Raw genomic sequence first — 17,172 nt, 5'->3', positions numbered from 1 at the left:
TTCCCTTCCGCGTGGACGCGGTGGTTGCGCTCGTCTTTGTCCAGGTCGACATCTTGCATACAATCGCGGCCGGTGATGCCGCCAGTCCAGACCAAAACGTCGTAGTCCAGTTCGTCTTCGTCGCCGATGTACACCGTCTCCTCGTCGACCTCGCCGATGAACTCGCCGCACTTGATGTTCACGTCGGCGGCTTCCAGGCGCTTGCGCAGGGCACCCTGAAGCTCGGGGTCGCTGTTTGGCAGGACTTGGTCGAGCCCTTCGACGAGGTGGATGTCGATGGGCGCGTTGTGNNGCGTCACGAGCGGCCTGCTGGATGTTGTCGTGGATGTCGAGCGCATCGTCGAGGCTCTTGAGCGTCAGCGCGTGCTCTTCGAGGCCCTCGATGCCGAAGAAGGCCGTCTGGGAGCCCAGCCCAACGAGCAAGTAGTCGTACTCGACGGTGTCGGAGTCGGCGAGGGCCACTTCTTGGGCGTCGGTGTCGATGCCGACGACCTCGTCCTGAATAAATGACGTCGACGGCTGCTTGATTTCGTGGACAGGGATGGCGATGTTCTCCTGCACGCTCGGGTCCCGGATGCAGCGGTGGGACTCGTGCAAGACCAGGTGGTAATCCGTCTCNNCACCAGCGTACCCCGCACCGAGTACGACCACGTTCTCTGTCATACCGGAGACTCCGCAACCGACTGATACAAACCCTTTGAAATCCCTTTCAGCGGGGGCATGATTTTCCAGCGAGACTCGTGGCAAGTACGGTATGTCGCGGCCCCGGTGACCGCAGGAAAACAATTCAAAAGACCAGTGACACGTACTAGTGTTCCGGCTCGCCCGCCGGTGCCCGCATATCGTCGATAGCGAGGATGAGTTTGTTGTTGGTGTCGTCTTTCCCTTCGAGGGTCCCGATAATCTGAAGCTTCGACAGCGGTGTCGGTCCGACCGTCACCGAGTCGCCCTCGTGGAATTCGGACATCGTACCCTGAAGCTGAATCTCCGCGCGGCACTCCTCGGGGTGGTGGACGCTAGTCAGGTCGATTTCCTCGACGTTCGAGTGTTCGACGAGCTCGCCGTTGTGGCGTAGCGGGACCTCCGCGGCCTGGTCCATGTCCTGGATCTGGAGCGCGTCGTAGGCGTTGGCGGTGGGCTTGTACCCTCCCTTGGGGCCGGGGACGCCCTCGACCAACTGCAGGGCTTTGAGACTCTGCATCTGGTTGCGAATCGTGCCCGGGTTCCGGTCGACTTTCTCGGCGATGTCTTCACCTTTGACAGCGCTTTCACTTTCCCGATAGAGATTTACCAGTTCCTGCAGAATGTTCTTTTGACTGGGTGTCAGTTCGATAGATGACATAATCTGTTGTTCGGTACAGCCGTCCTTAAATGCGACGGTAAACCGTCTGGAACCGTCCCAGAATCGCGGAAAACGTTAGTACTTTATTCCAGCGCTGACCTGACACAGATATGGAAAGTCAGCGTGTTCTGGTGACCGGCGGTGGCGGGTTCATCGGGGCAAACCTCGCGAACAAACTGGCCGAAAACAACGATGTCGTCGCCCTGGACGACGGCTACCTCGGCACGCCGGAGAACGTATCAGAAGACGTAGAGTACGTCGAGCAGAGCGTGCTTGCGGACGACCTGCCGACTGACGTGGACGTCGTATTCCATCTCGCGGCGCTCTCCTCCTACGCGATGCACGAGGACAATCCGACCCACGGCGCTCGCGTGAACGTCGAGGGGTTCGTCAACACAGTCGAGCAGGCCCGGGACGACGGCTGTGATACCATCGTCTACGCCTCGACGTCCTCCATCTACGGCAGCCGGACCGAACCCTCGCCGGAGGACATGGACGTGACGGTCAACACCGGCTACGAGGCCTCGAAGATGGCCCGGGAGACGTACGCGGAGTACTTCCAGAACCACTACGACCTCACGCTGGCCGGGATGCGCTTCTTCTCGGTGTATCAGGGCTACGGCGGCGCGGAGGAACACAAGGGCGAGTACGCGAACGTCATCGCACAGTTCGCCGACGACCTGGCCGGCGGCGACGCACCGAAGCTGTACGGCGACGGCGAGCAGACCCGCGATTTCACCCACGTCGACGACATCGTCCGCGGGCTCGTCCTGGCCGCCGAACACGAACTGAACGGCGTGTACAACCTCGGGACCGGCGAGGCCTACGACTTCAACACCGTCGTCGAGATGCTGAACGACGAACTCGGAACGGATATCGAGCCGGAGTACGTCGAGAACCCGATTCCCGAGGACGTCTACGTCCACGACACCTGCGCTGACTTCTCGCGGATGCACGACGCGACAGGCTGGGAACCGGAGATCAGTTTCGAGGAGGGCATCGAACTGGTCTGTGCGCCCTACACGTAAGTTATCGGAGAACAGGCAAACACTGATATTTAGTCCTGGCCCGTCGAAGCACGAGTATGGACACACAGGTTCGCGTCCTCGGCGTTCCGATGGACCTCGGCGCCGACCGGCGCGGCGTCGACATGGGGCCGTCAGCGATACGGTACGGCGGCCTCGCCGACCAGTTGGCGAGTGCCGGTATCGACTGTATCGACGGCGGTGACATCGCTGTGCCGCGACCGGAGGAATCCGACCCGGACGCGGGCGGTCTCCCATCCGGTCGTGCCAAGTTCTTCAGAGAGACGAAAGAAGTGTGCGAAGACGTGGCAACGGCCGTCGACGCCACGCTCATGGACGGCCAGTTCCCGCTCGTGCTGGGCGGCGACCACTCTATCGGTATCGGGACCATTGCCGGCGCGGCCCGTAATAATGAGGACCTTGGTGTCATCTGGTTTGACGCACATGGCGATTTCAACACGCCGGAGACCACGCCAAGCGGGAACATCCACGGGATGTCGCTGGCGGCTGTCCTCGGCGACGGGGCGTTTGCCGACCACGACTGGGCCCACACCCCTGCGGTGCGCGAGGAGAATGTTGTTCTCGTCGGCTTACGGGATGTCGATGACGGAGAGCGCCGCCGTTTGTACGAGAGTGACGTGACCGCGTTCACGATGTCGGATATCGACACCCGCGGCGCACCGGAGGTCGTCGCGGAGGCACTAGAAATCGCGACTGACGGGACGGACGGGATACACGTCTCGCTCGACCTCGACTGGCTCGACCCGACAGAAGCTCCCGGCGTCGGCACGCCGGTTCGCGGCGGTGTCTCCTACCGTGAGGCCCACATCGCGATGGAGTACGTCGCCGAGTACCACGACCAACTGCGCTCGATGGAAATGGTCGAGGTGAACCCGATTCTCGACGAACACAACCGCACCGCCGAACTGGGCTGTGAACTCGTCGCTAGCGCCTTCGGCAAGCGCGTGCTGTAGCTATCCGAACCCCTCGTACTGCATTTCGGACTCGGGAATCCCGACGCTTCGCGCGGCCCGGACCAGCGTCGACACCATCGCACTGATACCGCACGCGTACAGTTCGACGTTCGACGGATCGATGCGGGCGTCGACGCCGGACTGGGGGCGCTGCTCCCGAACGGCGTCGAACCGCGCCGGCAGGTCCGCACCCTCCAGCGCGTCGTTTGCGACGTAGTTGACGAACACCGACTGGACGTAGTCGGTCGCGCCGTCCCAGTCGGTCAGCAGCGGTTCGCGCGTAAGCGTCGGAACGAAATGGAAGTGGTCGTACTCGGCGTCGAGTCGCCGAAAGTGTTCACGGTGGGGCAGGTCGTCCTCCCAGCCACAGCCCAGAAACAGCCAGATGTCGCGGGGCTCGCCGTCGACCACGTCCCGCCCCTGCTCGAACGTGTAGTCGATCATGCTCTTGAACGGCGCGACGCCGGTCCCGGTGGCCAGAAAGACCATATCCCGGCTCGATGGCGGGTCCAGTACCATGTCGCCGTTCGGCCCGCGAACGACGACATCCTCGCCGACGTCGACGTGTTCGAACAGCCCACTGGTCAGTTTCCCGCCGGGGACCAGTCGGATGCAGAACTCCAGTTCGTCCTCGCTGGGCGAGTTCGCAAGCGAGTACGCCCGCGGCGTGCCGTGAAGCCTGAGCGTCACGTACTGGCCGGGCGCGAAATCGAGGTCCACGTCGGGTTTAACACGCAGTCGCAGCAGGGAGGGGTAGGGGCGGTCAAAGCGCTCGGCAAGCGTCTCGATTCGCGCGAGCCGCCGTTTCGACGCCCCGGCATCGCGCAAACGGTCGAACAACGCCGACCACCGGATTGTCGAGCCGTTTCGGGCGGCCGCCAACCACGACCGGTCTCCAACAGGTGCGATTTGCTCCCGGACCGCGGACAACACCTCGTTGTTGCGGTTACGGTCCATCGGTTCGACGAGCGTCACCTGCGCGTCCTCGGTGACCAGCGGCAACTGCGCCGCCCGGTCGTGCTGTGAGAGATGCCGCGGCAAGTCCATAAACGGGGTACGACACCGACACGGGTATGTCTGGCCCACCACCTTTTTCATCGTCGCCGTTCCTCGCTCGCTTTGCTCGCTGCGGGGACGGCTCTCTGCTCACGGGCGCGAAGCGCCCGTTCGCATGGTCAGCGGGACCTTCGGTCCCGCTCGACTCGAAAAACGTGGGCGAAAAAGGCGCGAATCGCTTCGCGATTCGCGTGAAACTCGGCGCAAGCGCCGAGTATGCTACTATTGGCTTGACGCCGCGCCGTCCGTCTCTTCGCCGCTTTCCGCCGGCACGACCGTCACACTTGCCACACGGTCGTCGTCTTCGAGACCCATAATCGTCACGCCCTTTGTGTTCCGGCCGACCTGTGATACGTCGCCGGCGCGGATACGCATAATCTGGCCCTGTTCGGACATGATGACGAGGTGGTCCTCGTCGGTGACCGCCTTGGCGGTGGACACCCGGCCGTTGCGGTCGTCGGTTTTGATGTCGATAAGGCCCTTGCCGTAGCGGGACTGCGTGCGATACTCGTCGAGTTTGGTGCGCTTGCCGAAGCCGTGTTCCGTGACAGTCAACAGCGAGCGGCGGTCGTCGCCGTCGGTGGCGACCATGGCCGCGACTTTGTCGTCACCCTGCAGTTTGATGCCGTTGACGCCGCGTGCGGACCGACCCATCTCGCTGACTTCGCTCTCGCTGAAGCGGATGGTCATCCCCGCCTCCGTGGCGATGACGAGGTCGCCGGTGCCGTCGGTGACGTCCACGTCGATGAGTTCGTCGCCGTCTTCGAGCTTGGCGGCGATGATTCCGGTCGAAAGGATGTTCTCGAACTCCGAACAGCAGGTCCGCTTGACGTAGCCGTTCCGGGTCACCATCGTGATGCACTCGTCGTCGCCGAACTCGTCCGTCGAGACGACAGCGGTCAGTTCCTCGCCGTCGTCTAAGTCGATGAGGTTGATAGCGGACTTGCCCCGAGCGGTGCGGGACATCTCCGGGATCTCGTAGGTCTTGAGCCGGTAGACCTGCCCCTGGTTGGTGAAACAGAGCAGGTAGTCGTGGCTGTTGGCCCGGAACACCTTCGAGACGCGGTCGTTCTCCTTGGGGTCGGCCCCGATGATCCCCTTGCCGCCGCGGTTCTGGGGATCGAAGTTCTCGACCGGCATCCGCTTGATGTAGTCGTCCTCGGTGATGACGACGACGCAGTCTTCCTCGGGGATGAGGTCCTCGTGGGTGACCTGGCCCTCGTCCTCGATGATGCTCGTCCGGCGGTCGTCGCCGTACTCGTCTTTGACTTCCTGCAGTTCGTCTGCGATGACGCTGTCGAGCTTCTCGCGGCTGTTGAGGACGGATTCGAGGTAGTCGATAGTGTTCTGTACGTCCTCGTACTCCTCCTCGATTTCCGTCGCTTCCATCGAGGTGAGCGAGCCGAGTTGCATCCGCACGATGTGAGCGGCCTGTTCCTCGGAGAACTCGAAGGACTCCTGCAAACCGGCTCGGGCGGCGTCGCGGTCCTCGCTGTTTTGGATGAGTTCGACCACGTCCTCGACGTTTTCCAGCGCTTTTAGCCGGCCTTCGAGGATGTGTGCGCGGTCCTCGGCTTCGGCGAGGTCGTACTCGGAGCGCCGGCGGACGACCTCGCGGCGGTGGTCGATGTAGTGCTGCAGGGTCTCTTTCAGCGAGAGGACTTTCGGTTGGCCGTCGACCAGCGCGAGGTTGATGACGCCGAAGGTGGATTCGAGATGGTGGTCGAGCAGGCGGTTCTCGACCACGTCGATGTTCGCCCCGCGCTTGAGTTCGACGACGATGCGGACGCCGTTGCGGTCGGACTCGTCACGGAGGTCGGCGATGCCCTCGATTTTCCCCTCGTTCACGTCGTCGGCGATGCGCTCGACGACGCGGGCCTTGTTCTCCTGGTAGGGGAGTTCGCTGATGACGATGCGACCCTCCTCGGGGTCGACCTCATACTCGGCGCGAACCCGCAAGCGGCCGCGGCCGGTCGCGTACGCCGAGTAGATGGCGTCGCGGCCGACGATGTTGCCGCCGGTCGGGAAGTCCGGCCCCTTGATGTGCTCCATCAGGTCCTCGACCGTGCAGTCGGGGTTTTCCAGCAGTTGGACCGTCGCGTCGACCAGTTCGCCGAGGTTGTGCGGCGGGATGTTTGTCGACATCCCGACGGCAATCCCCGAGGACCCGTTCAACAGGAGGTTCGGGACTTTCGACGGCAGCACGTCGGGTTCCTGCAGGCGGTCGTCGTAGTTACTGGAGAAATCGACGGTGTCCTTCTCGATATCTTCGAGCAGTTCCTCGGCGATGGGGTCCATCCGGGCCTCCGTGTACCGCATGGCGGCCGCGGGGTCGCCGTCCATCGAGCCGAAGTTCCCCTGGCCGTCTATCAGCGGATACCGCATGGAGAAGTCCTGTGCCATCCGGACGAGCGTGTCGTAAATGGCTGAGCCGCCGTGCGGGTGGTAGTCACCCATCGTGTCGCCGACAATTGAGGAGGACTTCCGGTGGGCGGTGTTTGAGGAGACACCCATCTCGTGCATCGCGTAGAGGATGCGCCGATGGACGGGTTTGAGACCGTCTCGAACGTCCGGGAGCGCCCGACCCGCGATAACCGACATCGCGTAGTCGATGTAGGACTGCTCCATCTCGTCCTCGATGCGGACGTGCTTGATCTGCTCTGCCGGGGCGTTCGCGTCGTCAGCGTCGGAGCTCATATGTCGACCCACTCCGCTTCAGGCGAGTTCTCCTTGATGAATTCCTTGCGCGGTTCGACGGCGTCGCCCATCAGAATGTTGAACATCTTGTCGGCGGCCGCGGCGTCCTCGATAGTTATCTGTTTGAGAATCCGGTTGTCGGGGTTCATCGTCGTCTCCCAGAGCTGTTCGGGGTTCATCTCACCGAGTCCCTTGAACCGCTGGACGTGGGTGGGGTTGCCGTCACACTTCTCTTCGATTATCTTGTCGCGTTCTGCATCCGTCATTGCATCGTACGTGTTTCCGCGGTAGCGAATGCGGTACAGCGGCGGCTGGGAGGCGTAGACGTAGCCGGCTTCCAGCAGCGGCTTCATGTGCCGGTAGAACAGCGTCAACAGGAGCGTCCGGATGTGTGCCCCGTCGACGTCCGCGTCCGTCATCAGAATGATCTTCTCGTAACGCAGGTCGTCGATGTCGAACTCGTCGCCGATACCGGTCCCCAGCGCGGTGATGAGGTTCCGTATCTCGTTGTTCTCAAGAATCCGGTCTAGCCGGTGTTTCTCGACGTTCAGAATCTTCCCCTTGATCGGGAGGATGGCCTGGAAATCCGGGTTGCGGCCCTGTTTGGCGCTGCCACCCGCGGAGTCACCCTCGGCGATGAACAGTTCGGCTTCCTCGGGGTCCCGCGTCTGGCAGTCGGCCAGCTTTCCGGGCAGTGCGGTCGAGTCGAGCGCAGACTTCCGGCGGGTGAGTTCCTCGGCCTTCTGTGCGGCCTTCCGTGCCTTCGCGGCCTCGACGGCCTTGCCGACGATGGCTTCGGCCGTGTCGGGATTTTCCTCGAAGAAGGTCGCAAGTCCGTCGTGCATCGCCGATTCGACGATGCCGCGGACCTCGCTGTTGCCGAGTTTCGTCTTGGTCTGCCCTTCAAACTGTGGGTCAGGATGCTTGACAGAAATAACAGCCGTCAGCCCTTCACGGATGTCGTCGCCTTTGAGTGTATCGTCCAGATCTTTCAGCAGATTATTGTCGGTCGCGTAGTCGTTGACCACCCGTGTCAGCGATGTTTTGAATCCTGTGAGGTGTGTCCCGCCTTCACGCGTATTGATATTGTTGGCGAAGGCGTGAATCGAACCCTGCAGGTCGTCGGTCCCCTGCATGGCGATTTCGACCTGGACCGGCCCTTCCGCGATCTCCTCTTCGTCCTCGAAGTAAATGATATTTCGGTGGAGCGGGTCCTTTGTCTCGTTCAGATACTCGACGAACTCGCGGATACCGCCGTCGTAGGCGAACGTCTCCGTGTCACCGTCGCGTTCATCGTGGATAGAGATGGCGACGCCGGAGTTGAGGAAAGCGAGTTCCCGCAGTCGGGACGAAAGCGTCGAGAACTTGAACTCGCCGGTCTCGAAGATTTCGTCGTCGGGCCAGAACCGGACCGTCGTGCCCGTCTCCTCGTCGGGTTCGAGGTCGCGGACCTTCTTGAGGTCGTACTCCGGTTTACCGTGGTCGAAACGCTGCTTCCAGAGCGCGCCGTCGCGCCTGACTTCGACTTCGAGCCACTTGGAGAGGGCGTTGACCACGCTCACCCCGACCCCGTGGAGGCCACCGGAGACCTGGTAGGACTTGTTGTCGAATTTTCCACCAGCGTGGAGAATCGTCATTACCACCTCGACGGCCGGACGGCCGTGTTCTTCGTGGGTATCGACGGGGATTCCCCGCCCGTCGTCGCTGACAGAGACGGAGCCGTCGTCGTGAATCGTTACGTCGATGTTGTCGCAGTAGCCGGCGAGCGCCTCGTCGATCGCGTTGTCGACCACCTCGTAGACGAGATGATGGAGGCCACGAGCGTCCGTCGACCCGATATACATCGCGGGTCGCTTCTGGACGGCTTCCAGCCCTTCGAGGGTCTGGATCGACTTTGCGCCGTACTCATCAGACTCTCCTGACATAGGAACTTACCAGTTCTAATAGAGGGGCACGTATAAAGCTCCCGCACGCGCGCGGGGCCGCGGTTTCGGGGACAGCGTTCACTTTCACTCCGGTGGCGATTACCTTTTAACCCCGACGCGGGTACGTACCGCACGACAATGACCTCGTATCAGTCGCGACTCGGCGAGGGCGAGGGGATCGCCGAGGAGTTGGCCGAATCCCAGCGGGCCATCTCCATCGCCGAGTTCTTCGAGAAGAACAAGCATATGCTGGGCTTCGACTCGGAGGCCCGGGCGCTCGTCACGGCTGTCAAGGAAGCCGTCGACAACGCGCTCGACGCCTGCGAGGAGGCCGGTATCCTCCCCGATATCTACGTCGAGATTCAGGAGGCCGGGGATTACTACCGGCTGGTCGTCGAGGACAACGGGCCCGGTATCACGAAAGAGCAGGCCCCGAAAATCTTCGGAAAGCTCCTCTATGGCTCCCGCTTTCACGCCAGAGAGCAGAACCGCGGCCAGCAGGGGATCGGAATCTCTGCGGCGGTCCTCTACTCGCAACTGACCTCCGGCAAGCCCGCGAAGATAACCTCCCGGCCGAAGGGCCAGGACGAGGCACAGTACTTCGAACTCATCGTCGACACGGACACCAACGAACCTGAGATCAGCGTCGACGAGACGACGACGTGGGAGCGCCCTCACGGGACCCGGATCGAACTGGAGATGGAGGCCAACATGCGCGCCCGCTCGACGCTGCGGGACTACATCCAGGACACCGCCGTCGTCAACCCTCACGCCCGCATCGAGTTCGACGAACCGGGGCTGGACGAGTCCCTGAAGTTCGAGCGCGCGGAAGGTGCGGACCTTCCCGACGAGACCGAAGAAATCCGCCCGCACCCCCACGGCGTCGAACTCGGGACCCTGCTGAAGATGCTCGAAGCCACCGACTCCTACTCCGTCTCGGGGTTCATGCAGGAGGAGTTCACCCGCGTGGGCGGGAAGACCGCCGACAGCGTCATCGCGAACTTCAACGACCGCCACTACGGCCGCGGCATGGCCTGGCAGCCGCCGAAAGTCGGCGAGGACGCGGACATCGAGGCCGCTGTCGAGGACGCCGTGGCGAACAAAGGCGCTGAAACCACGGCGACCTTCGCCGCCGCCGTTTCCGAGGCGATTCACGACCGCGCCCGGGTCGCGTACCACGAGGTCGAAGCCATCGTCGATTCGGCGGCCGAAGACGCCGAGGCCGACGGCGACACCACGTTCGGCGCGACAGTTCGAGAAAACGCCGTCGAGGCCGCTTGGGATGCCGTCAGTGATACCCTGTCGAGCGACCTCTACACCCTCATTGACGACGTAACGACGAAACGCAAAGACGACGCGGTAATCGAGGGGCTGGCGAGCCGGTTGGCCGACAAGTTCGCCGACGAGGGCCGCCACCGACTGACCCGCGACGAACTCCGGGAGTACGTCGACCGCGCGGCCGACATGACCGAGGAGCAGGACGACGCCACCTTCGGCGAGACGGCCCGCGAGAACGTGCTGGAGGTACTCTGGACCGCGGCCGTGAACATCCCGGAGGACCCGCCGAAGGTAGACGACATCGCCGCCGACCGCGATACGGCGAGTCAGTTGCTGTCGGCGATGCGCGAGACGGACATCATCGCGCCGCCGACGGACTGTCTCTCCCCCATCAGCGCGGAACTCGTCGAGGAAGGACTCCGGAAAGAGTTCGACGCGGACTTCTACGCCGCATCGACGCGGGACGCGTCGGTCCACGGCGGCGACCCGTTCATCGTCGAGGCCGGCATCGCCTACGGCGGTGAACTGGAAGCCGAAGGGACCGTCGACGTGATGCGATTCGCCAACCGCGTGCCGCTGGTGTACCAGCGCGGGGCCTGTGCGACCACAGATGTCGTGAAATCCATCCGGTGGCGCAACTACAACCTCGACCAGCCCGGCGGCTCGGGCATCCCGAAGGGACCGGCAGTCATCATGGTCCACGTCGCCTCGACGAACGTCCCCTTCACCAGCGAATCGAAGGACGCCATCGCCAACGTCCCCGAGATGGAAGACGAGATCGAACTCGCCATCCGGGAGGCCGCCCGCGAACTCAAAAGTTACCTGAACAAGCGCCGCTCGATGCAACAGCGCCGCGAGAAGCAGGACAAACTCGCGACCATCCTGCCTGAGATGGCCGAGAAGCTCACCGAGGTCACCGACAACGACGAGCTTCACATCGACGACTCGCTGGCCCGCATCATGAATAACGTCCTCGTCGAGCGCGAGGTCGAGGACGACACGGTCCGGGTCCGAATCGAGAACAACGACGACACGAACGCGGACGTGGAACTGACCGACATCGTCACCGCCGAACCGCAGGAAACCAACGGCGCGAACGTCGTCGAGATGGACGGCGAGTGGTTCGTCAAGTGGTCCCCGACCGTCGGGGCCGGCGAGACCGCCGTCCTCGAATACAGCGTGACCGGCGAGGCCGAGTTCACCGTCTCGGTCGACGGCATCGAAGAGGAGAAACTCACGGTGAACGCCTGATATGAGCACCGACTCAGACACCACACCCGACACCGAGGAAGCGCGCGAGCAACTCATCGACCTCGCGGCGGACTTCTACGACCAGTTCGCCGACGGCGAGGTGCCGACGATGACCATCCCGACCCGGACCAAGTCGAACATCGTCTTCGACGAGGACGAGCAGGTCTGGGTGTACGGCGACCGGAACTCCACGCGGTCGGCCAAGACGATATCCGGGGCCGAAAAGATCCTGAAGGCCGTCTACACCATCGACTTCCTCTCCCAGCAACTGGAGGAGGACCGCTCCTCGACCCTGCGTGAACTGTACTACCTCTCGGAGTCCTGGGACCTCGACGAGGCCCAGTTCAACACGCAGGACGAGTCGAACAACCTCATCGAGGACCTCGAAATCGTCTCCGACGTTAAACGCGAGGACTTCCACATGCGCCCGGAGGAGTCCGGCGCGAAGGTGATGGGGCCGCTACTCCTCCGCGAGCAGACCAACCGCGGGGACCGCGAAATCCACTGCCAGGACGACGTGGGGCAGGGCGGGTACCAGATCCCGAACAACCCCGACACCATCGAGTTCCTCGACAACGACGCGAAGTTCGTCCTCTGCGTGGAGACCGGCGGCATGCGCGACCGACTCGTCGAGAACGGCTTCGACGACGAGTACGACGCGCTGGTCGTCCACCTCGGCGGCCAGCCCGCGCGGGCCACCCGGCGGCTCATCAAGCGCCTCCACGACGAACTCGACCTCCCGGTCACGGTATTCACTGACGGTGACCCGTGGTCGTACCGCATCTTCGGGTCGGTCTCCTACGGCTCCATCAAGAGTGCGCACCTCTCGGAGTACCTGGCGACCCCCGAGGCCCAGTTCATCGGCATCCGCCCGGAGGACATCGTCGAGTACGAACTGCCGACGGACCCGCTGTCGGACTCCGACGTCAACGCCCTGGAGAGTGAACTTGAGGACCCGCGTTTCCAGACTGACTTCTGGGAGGAACAGATAGAACTCCAGCTCGACATCAACAAGAAGGCCGAACAGCAGGCGCTCGCTTCTCGGGGGCTTGACTTCGTGACTGAGACGTACCTGCCCGAGCGGCTGGACGAGATGGGGCTGCTTTAGACGGCATCAGCGGGGCGTTTTCTCGGCTATTCCAGCGCGTACACGGTATCGGCAGCGGCGACATAGGCCCCATTTTCGTCGACGGACAGATCGGTCAGATTGCTCCCGACATCGAACGCCCACCGTTTCGTTCCGGCCGTCGTATCGACCGCGAACTTGAATCGATTCCGCGGGTCGCCGTCCGTCCACGAGTCCACGTACAGGGTGTCGGAAACGACCGCTGCCGGCACCACCCCTTCAACGTCTACGTCGGGCTCCCACGTCCATCTCTGTTCGCCGTTGCTACCGTCGTAGCCACGTATCTTGTCACCACCTGCATAGAGGACGCCGTTCTGAACCGGGGCTTGTTGGACGTAGCCGGACTGCTCCGCTTGCCACTGTTGCTCGCCACTCGCGGGGTCGAGCGCAGCGACGTGTGTGCCACCGATATAGAGCGTTCCGTCGTGAAGTGTCGTCGATGCGACGGACCCCTCGTCGTGTCTCCAGACGGTCTCACCGGTGTCGGCAGCGACGCCGATTAGCGTGCCGCGGGTCTCGTCCACGTCGGCGGCATAACAGAGCGTGTCGTCGGTGGCGACCATCGTCCGAGAGTAGTAGTCGGCAACGTCAGTAGCCCACCGTTTCTCACCGGTCTCAGCGTCGTACGCGTAGAACCGGCCGTACGACGCCACGTATATCGCCCCGTTGCGCACCGCTCCCTCGTACTGGTCCCCGATTTCCCCGGACCATTGCACCGACCCGTCGGCAACAGCGAGCGCGTAGAGCGTCCGTCCCTGCTTCGACGGGGCATCGGTGTTGGTCCCGACGTACACCATCTCCTCGGTCGCGCCGAGCAACTCCAGCCACCACTCCCCGGGCGAGAACGTCCACTGCTTTGCACCGCTTTCGGCGTCGAGTGCCACGACGATGTGGTCCTCGTACAGCCCCTCTTTCCCGCTTACGACGAATACGGTGTTCCCGACGCGTCTCGGCTGCGCGCGGATGGGGTCGCTCGCATCGTACATCCACTGTTGGCTCCCGTCAGCAGTTGCGAGTGATTTGACCGTTCCCGACTCAGTCCCGACGGACAGACCGTTTCCCGTACTAATTGGCGGGGCAGTGATCGGTGAACCGAGTGATTGCTGCCAGGCGACGAACGGTTCCGTTTCCCCGCTCCGCTTGTGGGCGGCCGTCCCAGCCCCTGATTCCGGTGTCGTCTCAGTTCCAATCGGTGAAGTCTCTATGTACCCGTTCGAACCGAGACAGCCACCGGACGCCAGTCCGAGGGTCGCCACACAGCCACGAAGGTATCGCCGACGGGAGGAGGGCATTGGGATTTCATCTCCTGTCACTCGGTAAATGTTTTCTGTCGAGTGGAAAACGGGAACAGTCGTGGTGAGGCCGGTGCGCAATTAGTGTACTACCCGGAACGACTGACCGGCAAAACGAATCCGCGTTTGCTCGGTCGAGAATCCATCAGTCGCGATCGACTGACCGGTCTTGTGGCGGTAGTTTCAGCGGAGAGCGGACATGTCGCCGGAACCAGTTCCGTATGTTCGCACCGACCGGGGTGAACACCAGCGTCGCGGCGAGACAGATAGACACGAGTTGGACAGCAATCGTAACCCACGGTGTAAAGGTCGGAACGAAGACCGTAACGACCCCGACAGCCAAGACCAGATAGATACTCAGTTCCGCGACAAAATAGCCGAAACTGGCCCTGAGTGAGGGCTGAAAGCCGGCGGTCCAGAACGACACGACGACTATCGTTCCGAACAGCAGGCCGACCCCCATCGTCGACAGGGGCAGTTCGGCCTGAATCGCAGCGGCCACCGCGGTACCGAGGGACCACAGCGATGGCCCGACAAGGAGCCAGACGAGCAGTAGGTGACCGAACGAGGGCGTTCGTTCGGCTGGGGAACGTGTTTCCCCTGTTCGGTCACTGGCGCGTTCCATGTCGGTGGTGTTCTGCTGAATCCTTCAATATTGTTTTGACTGACAGATAGACCGTCTGCTGTCTCGGGTCGCCGAAGACGGGTTCGCCAGTCAGTTCTCGTCCAGCACGACCGGAACGCCGCGTTTTGCGACATCCTCGGCGAACGCACCGGAGTCGGCTTCCAGCGAGGTGAACGTGTTGTAGTGCATCGGGAGCACGAGGTCGGGGTCCATCGCTTCAGCGAGGTCGGCGGCCTCGTGGCGGTTCATGGTGTAGTTCTTGGCGATCGAGGGGACGAACAGCGACACGTCGAGTTCGGCGTGGCCGTCCAGCACGTCGGTGTCGCCGGGCCAGAACACGCGGGTGTCGTCCAGTGCAACGAGGAAGCCACAGCCGATACCTTTCGGGTGAATCGGGCTGCCGTCGTCCTTCAGGTTCCGGCCGTCCTCGTGGTTGTACGCCGGCATCGTCCAGATCGGGACGTCGTCGACCAGCACGTCGGCCTCCATCGACACTTTGCGGACCTCGTAGTCGAGGTCGGCGAGGCGGTCGAGGTCGCGGTCGGTCGCGTGGACGTTGATACCTTCGAACGCGACGACGGTGGCGTCCTCGCTTGCGACGCGGCGGATGCCGTCGGGGTCGTAGTGGTGGATGTGGGTCACACAGACGATGTCGCCGTCTTTCGGGGCGTAGTCCCGCGTCGGCGGATGGCCGATACCGGGCGTATCTGGCTCCCACTCGCCGGTGAGCACGCCGTAGCGGCCGGGGTCAAAGTAGACGACTGTGTCATCGCCTTCCAGTCGGAGCGTCGCGTAGCCGAGCCACTCCGCGGTGATGCCGTCGTGTCTGACTGTCATGTACGGTCGTTCTCGGAGACGCCCATTACGCGTGTCGGTCCGCCTCGAATTACACCGGCGGCGTTACTGTGACGCCGCCAGCCGCTCAACGCGCTCCAGCGAGTCAGCGCCGGCGGGCGTCTTGTCCTCGCGGACCGAGAGGAACCGGGGGAACCGAAGCGCGTAGCCCGAGGCGTAGGACTGTGAGGCCTGGATCTCCTCGTAGCCGACCTCGAAGACGATAGCTGGGTCGAGCGCCACGTCGCGGCCGTCCTCTCGCCGGATGTGCGGTTCGAAGCGCTCCGTCAGGTCGTCCAGTTCCTCGTCGGTAATGCCCGTCGCGACGTTGCCGACGGTAGCGTAGCCGTCGTCGGTTCGGACAGAAAGCTCGAACGAGCCAAGGACGTTCGCCCGGCGGCCCTCGCCCCACTCCGCGCCGGTGACAACACAATCCAGCGTCTCCACGTCGGGCTTGCGCTTGCGCCAGTGCTTGCCCCGCTTTCCGGGCGAATACGCCGCTGTCGGGTCTTTCAGCATGATTCCCTCCTGTCCGGCGGCGAGGGCTTCTGCCTCCAGGTCCGCGATCTCGTCGGGGTCGTCGGACAGCCACATCTGTGAGACGACATCTCTCCCGGCAGGCAAGAGCGATTCCAGGCGGTCGTGGCGCGTCTCCAGCGGGGCATCGAGCAGGTCCTCGCCGTCCGCGTGCAGGCAGTCGAACGCGTGCAGGCGGACGGCCACGTCCTCGCGGGCCGCGGCCACGTCGTGCTTCCGGCGGAAGCGCCGCAGCACCTCCTGGAACGGGAGCGGGTCGCCGTCCGCGTCGACCGCGACCACCTCGCCGTCGAGGATCGCCGGCGTGTCCAGCGTCGATTCGACAGTGTCGACGACTTCCGGAAGCGGGTCCGTGACTTCCTCCATGTTCCGGGAGAACAGCCGGGCGTCCTCGCCGTCGAAGTGGATCTGTACGCGAGCACCGTCGTACTTCCACTCGACCGCGGCGCGGTCCCAGTCGTCCAGTGCGCCGGCGACTGTGCCCGCCTGCGCCAGCATCGCCTGCACGGGCCGACCGATTTCGAGCGTGATGGTCGCCAGTCCGGACTCGCCCTCGTCGCGGGCCACTTCGGCGACCATGCCGTAGTCGTTCGACACCTGCACGGCCCGTTCGACGGCCGCGACCGGCACGTCGAAGGCCGCCGCGACGGCGTCCCGGACCGTCCCCTCGCCGACGCCGATGCGCATCTCCGAGAGGACGAGCCGTGCGAGGTAGCTGGCTTCGGTCGACGAACACCGCGAGAACAGGCCAAAGAGGATGTCAACCTTCGTCCCCTGGCTCCCGCTGCCGTCGACGGCGGCCAGGTCCCGGAGGCTCTCGTCGAGTTCTGTGACGGTCAGTGCGTCGCTCCCGCTCTCGCCTGCTCCGAATGCGGCGAGTCCCTGCTGGCCGCCGAGGTCATAGCTGGCCGCAACAGCCCCTATTTCGCCCATGTCAGCGAGGCGCTGCTCTACGTCGTCAGCGCCGACGTTCTGGCCGGCCGCCCGGGCAATCGCCTCGTAGCAGAGCCGCGGGCCGATGTCGAGCGTGCGGGACTCGTAGGCCGGAAACACCCGGCCCTGGACGAAGCGGGCGAGCGTCGGGAGGTCCGGCCCCGCGTCAGAGAACAGGTCGGTCACCGCCTCGGTTATCGCGGTATCGGCACTCTCGGCTTCGATTGCTTCGGCCCGGTCGGCGAAGGCGGCGAACTCCATCAGCGCCTCCTACCCG

The 17,172-nt window shown here is 63.5% G+C and carries 12 protein-coding genes and 1 pseudogene; 4 read left to right on the top strand and 9 right to left on the bottom strand.

All coding sequences use genetic code 11. From position 1 onward, the window contains the following. Both AV929_RS13495 and AV929_RS13490 read right to left on the bottom strand, forming a co-directional pair. Positions 1 to 663: pseudogene (locus AV929_RS13495) on the bottom strand (NAD(P)/FAD-dependent oxidoreductase); the annotation flags it as partial. A 145-nt stretch (positions 664 to 808) separates the two neighbouring features. Next, a complete protein-coding gene (locus AV929_RS13490; protein ID WP_004515710.1) occupies positions 809 to 1,342 on the bottom strand; it encodes an Rrf2 family transcriptional regulator in 534 nt (177 codons plus the stop codon). 110 nt (positions 1,343 to 1,452) lie between these two features. Between AV929_RS13490 and AV929_RS13485 the strand changes: the two genes are divergently transcribed. Continuing rightward, a complete protein-coding gene (locus AV929_RS13485; protein WP_064288505.1) occupies positions 1,453 to 2,370 on the top strand; it encodes an NAD-dependent epimerase/dehydratase family protein in 918 nt (305 codons plus the stop codon). Between the two features lie 56 nt (positions 2,371 to 2,426). Then, a complete protein-coding gene (gene rocF, locus AV929_RS13480) occupies positions 2,427 to 3,341 on the top strand; it encodes an arginase (RefSeq protein ID WP_064288504.1) in 915 nt (304 codons plus the stop codon). On the opposite strand, the gene AV929_RS13475 is transcribed toward rocF, so the two are convergent. From AV929_RS13475 to gyrB, 3 genes are all read right to left on the bottom strand, one after another. Next, positions 3,342 to 4,388, bottom strand: coding sequence for an FAD-binding oxidoreductase (locus AV929_RS13475; protein WP_014040066.1), 1,047 nt, complete (start codon positions 4,386 to 4,388; stop codon positions 3,342 to 3,344). It abuts the gene before it with no gap. Between the two features lie 231 nt (positions 4,389 to 4,619). Further along, positions 4,620 to 7,094, bottom strand: coding sequence for a DNA gyrase subunit A (gyrA, locus tag AV929_RS13470; protein ID WP_064288503.1), 2,475 nt, complete (start codon positions 7,092 to 7,094; stop codon positions 4,620 to 4,622). Next, entirely contained in the window at positions 7,091 to 9,019 is a 1,929-nt protein-coding gene (gyrB, locus tag AV929_RS13465; RefSeq protein WP_064288502.1) for a DNA topoisomerase (ATP-hydrolyzing) subunit B, read from the bottom strand. The genes gyrA and gyrB overlap by 4 nt, the downstream gene beginning before the upstream one ends. A gap of 138 nt (positions 9,020 to 9,157) precedes the next feature. Between gyrB and AV929_RS13460 the strand changes: the two genes are divergently transcribed. Then, complete coding sequence (locus AV929_RS13460) at positions 9,158 to 11,548, top strand: DNA topoisomerase VI subunit B (protein ID WP_064288501.1); 2,391 nt, start codon at positions 9,158 to 9,160, stop codon at positions 11,546 to 11,548. Position 11,549: 1 nt separating this feature from the next. Beyond that, positions 11,550 to 12,656 carry a DNA topoisomerase IV subunit A gene (locus AV929_RS13455; protein ID WP_008309777.1) on the top strand — a complete coding sequence of 369 codons (1,107 nt, stop codon included), beginning with the start codon at positions 11,550 to 11,552 and terminating at the stop codon, positions 12,654 to 12,656. 26 nt (positions 12,657 to 12,682) lie between these two features. Here the strand turns inward: AV929_RS13455 and AV929_RS13450 are convergent, their stop codons facing one another. The 4 genes from AV929_RS13450 to ligA all read right to left on the bottom strand — a co-directional run bounded on the left by AV929_RS13450 (position 12,683) and on the right by ligA (position 17,156). Beyond that, positions 12,683 to 13,966 (bottom strand): PQQ-binding-like beta-propeller repeat protein, encoded by a 1,284-nt coding sequence (locus AV929_RS13450; protein WP_230458899.1) that lies wholly within the window; start codon positions 13,964 to 13,966, stop codon positions 12,683 to 12,685. A 145-nt stretch (positions 13,967 to 14,111) separates the two neighbouring features. Further along, positions 14,112 to 14,591: a hypothetical protein gene (locus AV929_RS13445; protein WP_064288500.1), complete on the bottom strand. Its 480-nt coding sequence runs from the start codon at positions 14,589 to 14,591 to the stop codon at positions 14,112 to 14,114. A gap of 90 nt (positions 14,592 to 14,681) precedes the next feature. Next, on the bottom strand, positions 14,682 to 15,428 hold the full coding sequence (locus tag AV929_RS13440; protein ID WP_064288499.1) for an MBL fold metallo-hydrolase: 747 nt from the start codon (positions 15,426 to 15,428) through the stop codon (positions 14,682 to 14,684). A gap of 63 nt (positions 15,429 to 15,491) precedes the next feature. Further along, complete coding sequence (ligA, locus tag AV929_RS13435) at positions 15,492 to 17,156, bottom strand: ATP-dependent DNA ligase LigA (protein WP_064288498.1); 1,665 nt, start codon at positions 17,154 to 17,156, stop codon at positions 15,492 to 15,494. Between the last annotated feature and the right edge of the window lie 16 nt (positions 17,157 to 17,172).

The sequence above is a fragment of the Haloarcula sp. K1 genome (assembly GCF_001647155.1).
Classification (GTDB): Archaea; Halobacteriota; Halobacteria; order Halobacteriales; family Haloarculaceae; genus Haloarcula; species Haloarcula hispanica.
Note: the sequence above shows the minus strand (reverse complement) of the source record. Positions and strands in the feature narration are given on the sequence as shown.

What these genes read in the sequence shown, in the direction of transcription:
- AV929_RS13490 (WP_004515710.1), bottom strand. Translation starts at nt 1,342, where the DNA reads ATGTCATCTATCGAACTGACACCCAGTCAAAAGAACATTCTGCAGGAA.
- AV929_RS13485 (WP_064288505.1), top strand. Translation starts at nt 1,453, where the DNA reads ATGGAAAGTCAGCGTGTTCTGGTGACCGGCGGTGGCGGGTTCATCGGG.
- rocF (WP_064288504.1), top strand. Translation starts at nt 2,427, where the DNA reads ATGGACACACAGGTTCGCGTCCTCGGCGTTCCGATGGACCTCGGCGCC.
- AV929_RS13475 (WP_014040066.1), bottom strand. Translation starts at nt 4,388, where the DNA reads ATGGACTTGCCGCGGCATCTCTCACAGCACGACCGGGCGGCGCAGTTG.
- gyrA (WP_064288503.1), bottom strand. Translation starts at nt 7,094, where the DNA reads ATGAGCTCCGACGCTGACGACGCGAACGCCCCGGCAGAGCAGATCAAG.
- gyrB (WP_064288502.1), bottom strand. Translation starts at nt 9,019, where the DNA reads ATGTCAGGAGAGTCTGATGAGTACGGCGCAAAGTCGATCCAGACCCTC.
- AV929_RS13460 (WP_064288501.1), top strand. Translation starts at nt 9,158, where the DNA reads ATGACCTCGTATCAGTCGCGACTCGGCGAGGGCGAGGGGATCGCCGAG.
- AV929_RS13455 (WP_008309777.1), top strand. Translation starts at nt 11,550, where the DNA reads ATGAGCACCGACTCAGACACCACACCCGACACCGAGGAAGCGCGCGAG.
- AV929_RS13450 (WP_230458899.1), bottom strand. Translation starts at nt 13,966, where the DNA reads ATGCCCTCCTCCCGTCGGCGATACCTTCGTGGCTGTGTGGCGACCCTC.
- AV929_RS13445 (WP_064288500.1), bottom strand. Translation starts at nt 14,591, where the DNA reads ATGGAACGCGCCAGTGACCGAACAGGGGAAACACGTTCCCCAGCCGAA.
- AV929_RS13440 (WP_064288499.1), bottom strand. Translation starts at nt 15,428, where the DNA reads ATGACAGTCAGACACGACGGCATCACCGCGGAGTGGCTCGGCTACGCG.
- ligA (WP_064288498.1), bottom strand. Translation starts at nt 17,156, where the DNA reads ATGGAGTTCGCCGCCTTCGCCGACCGGGCCGAAGCAATCGAAGCCGAG.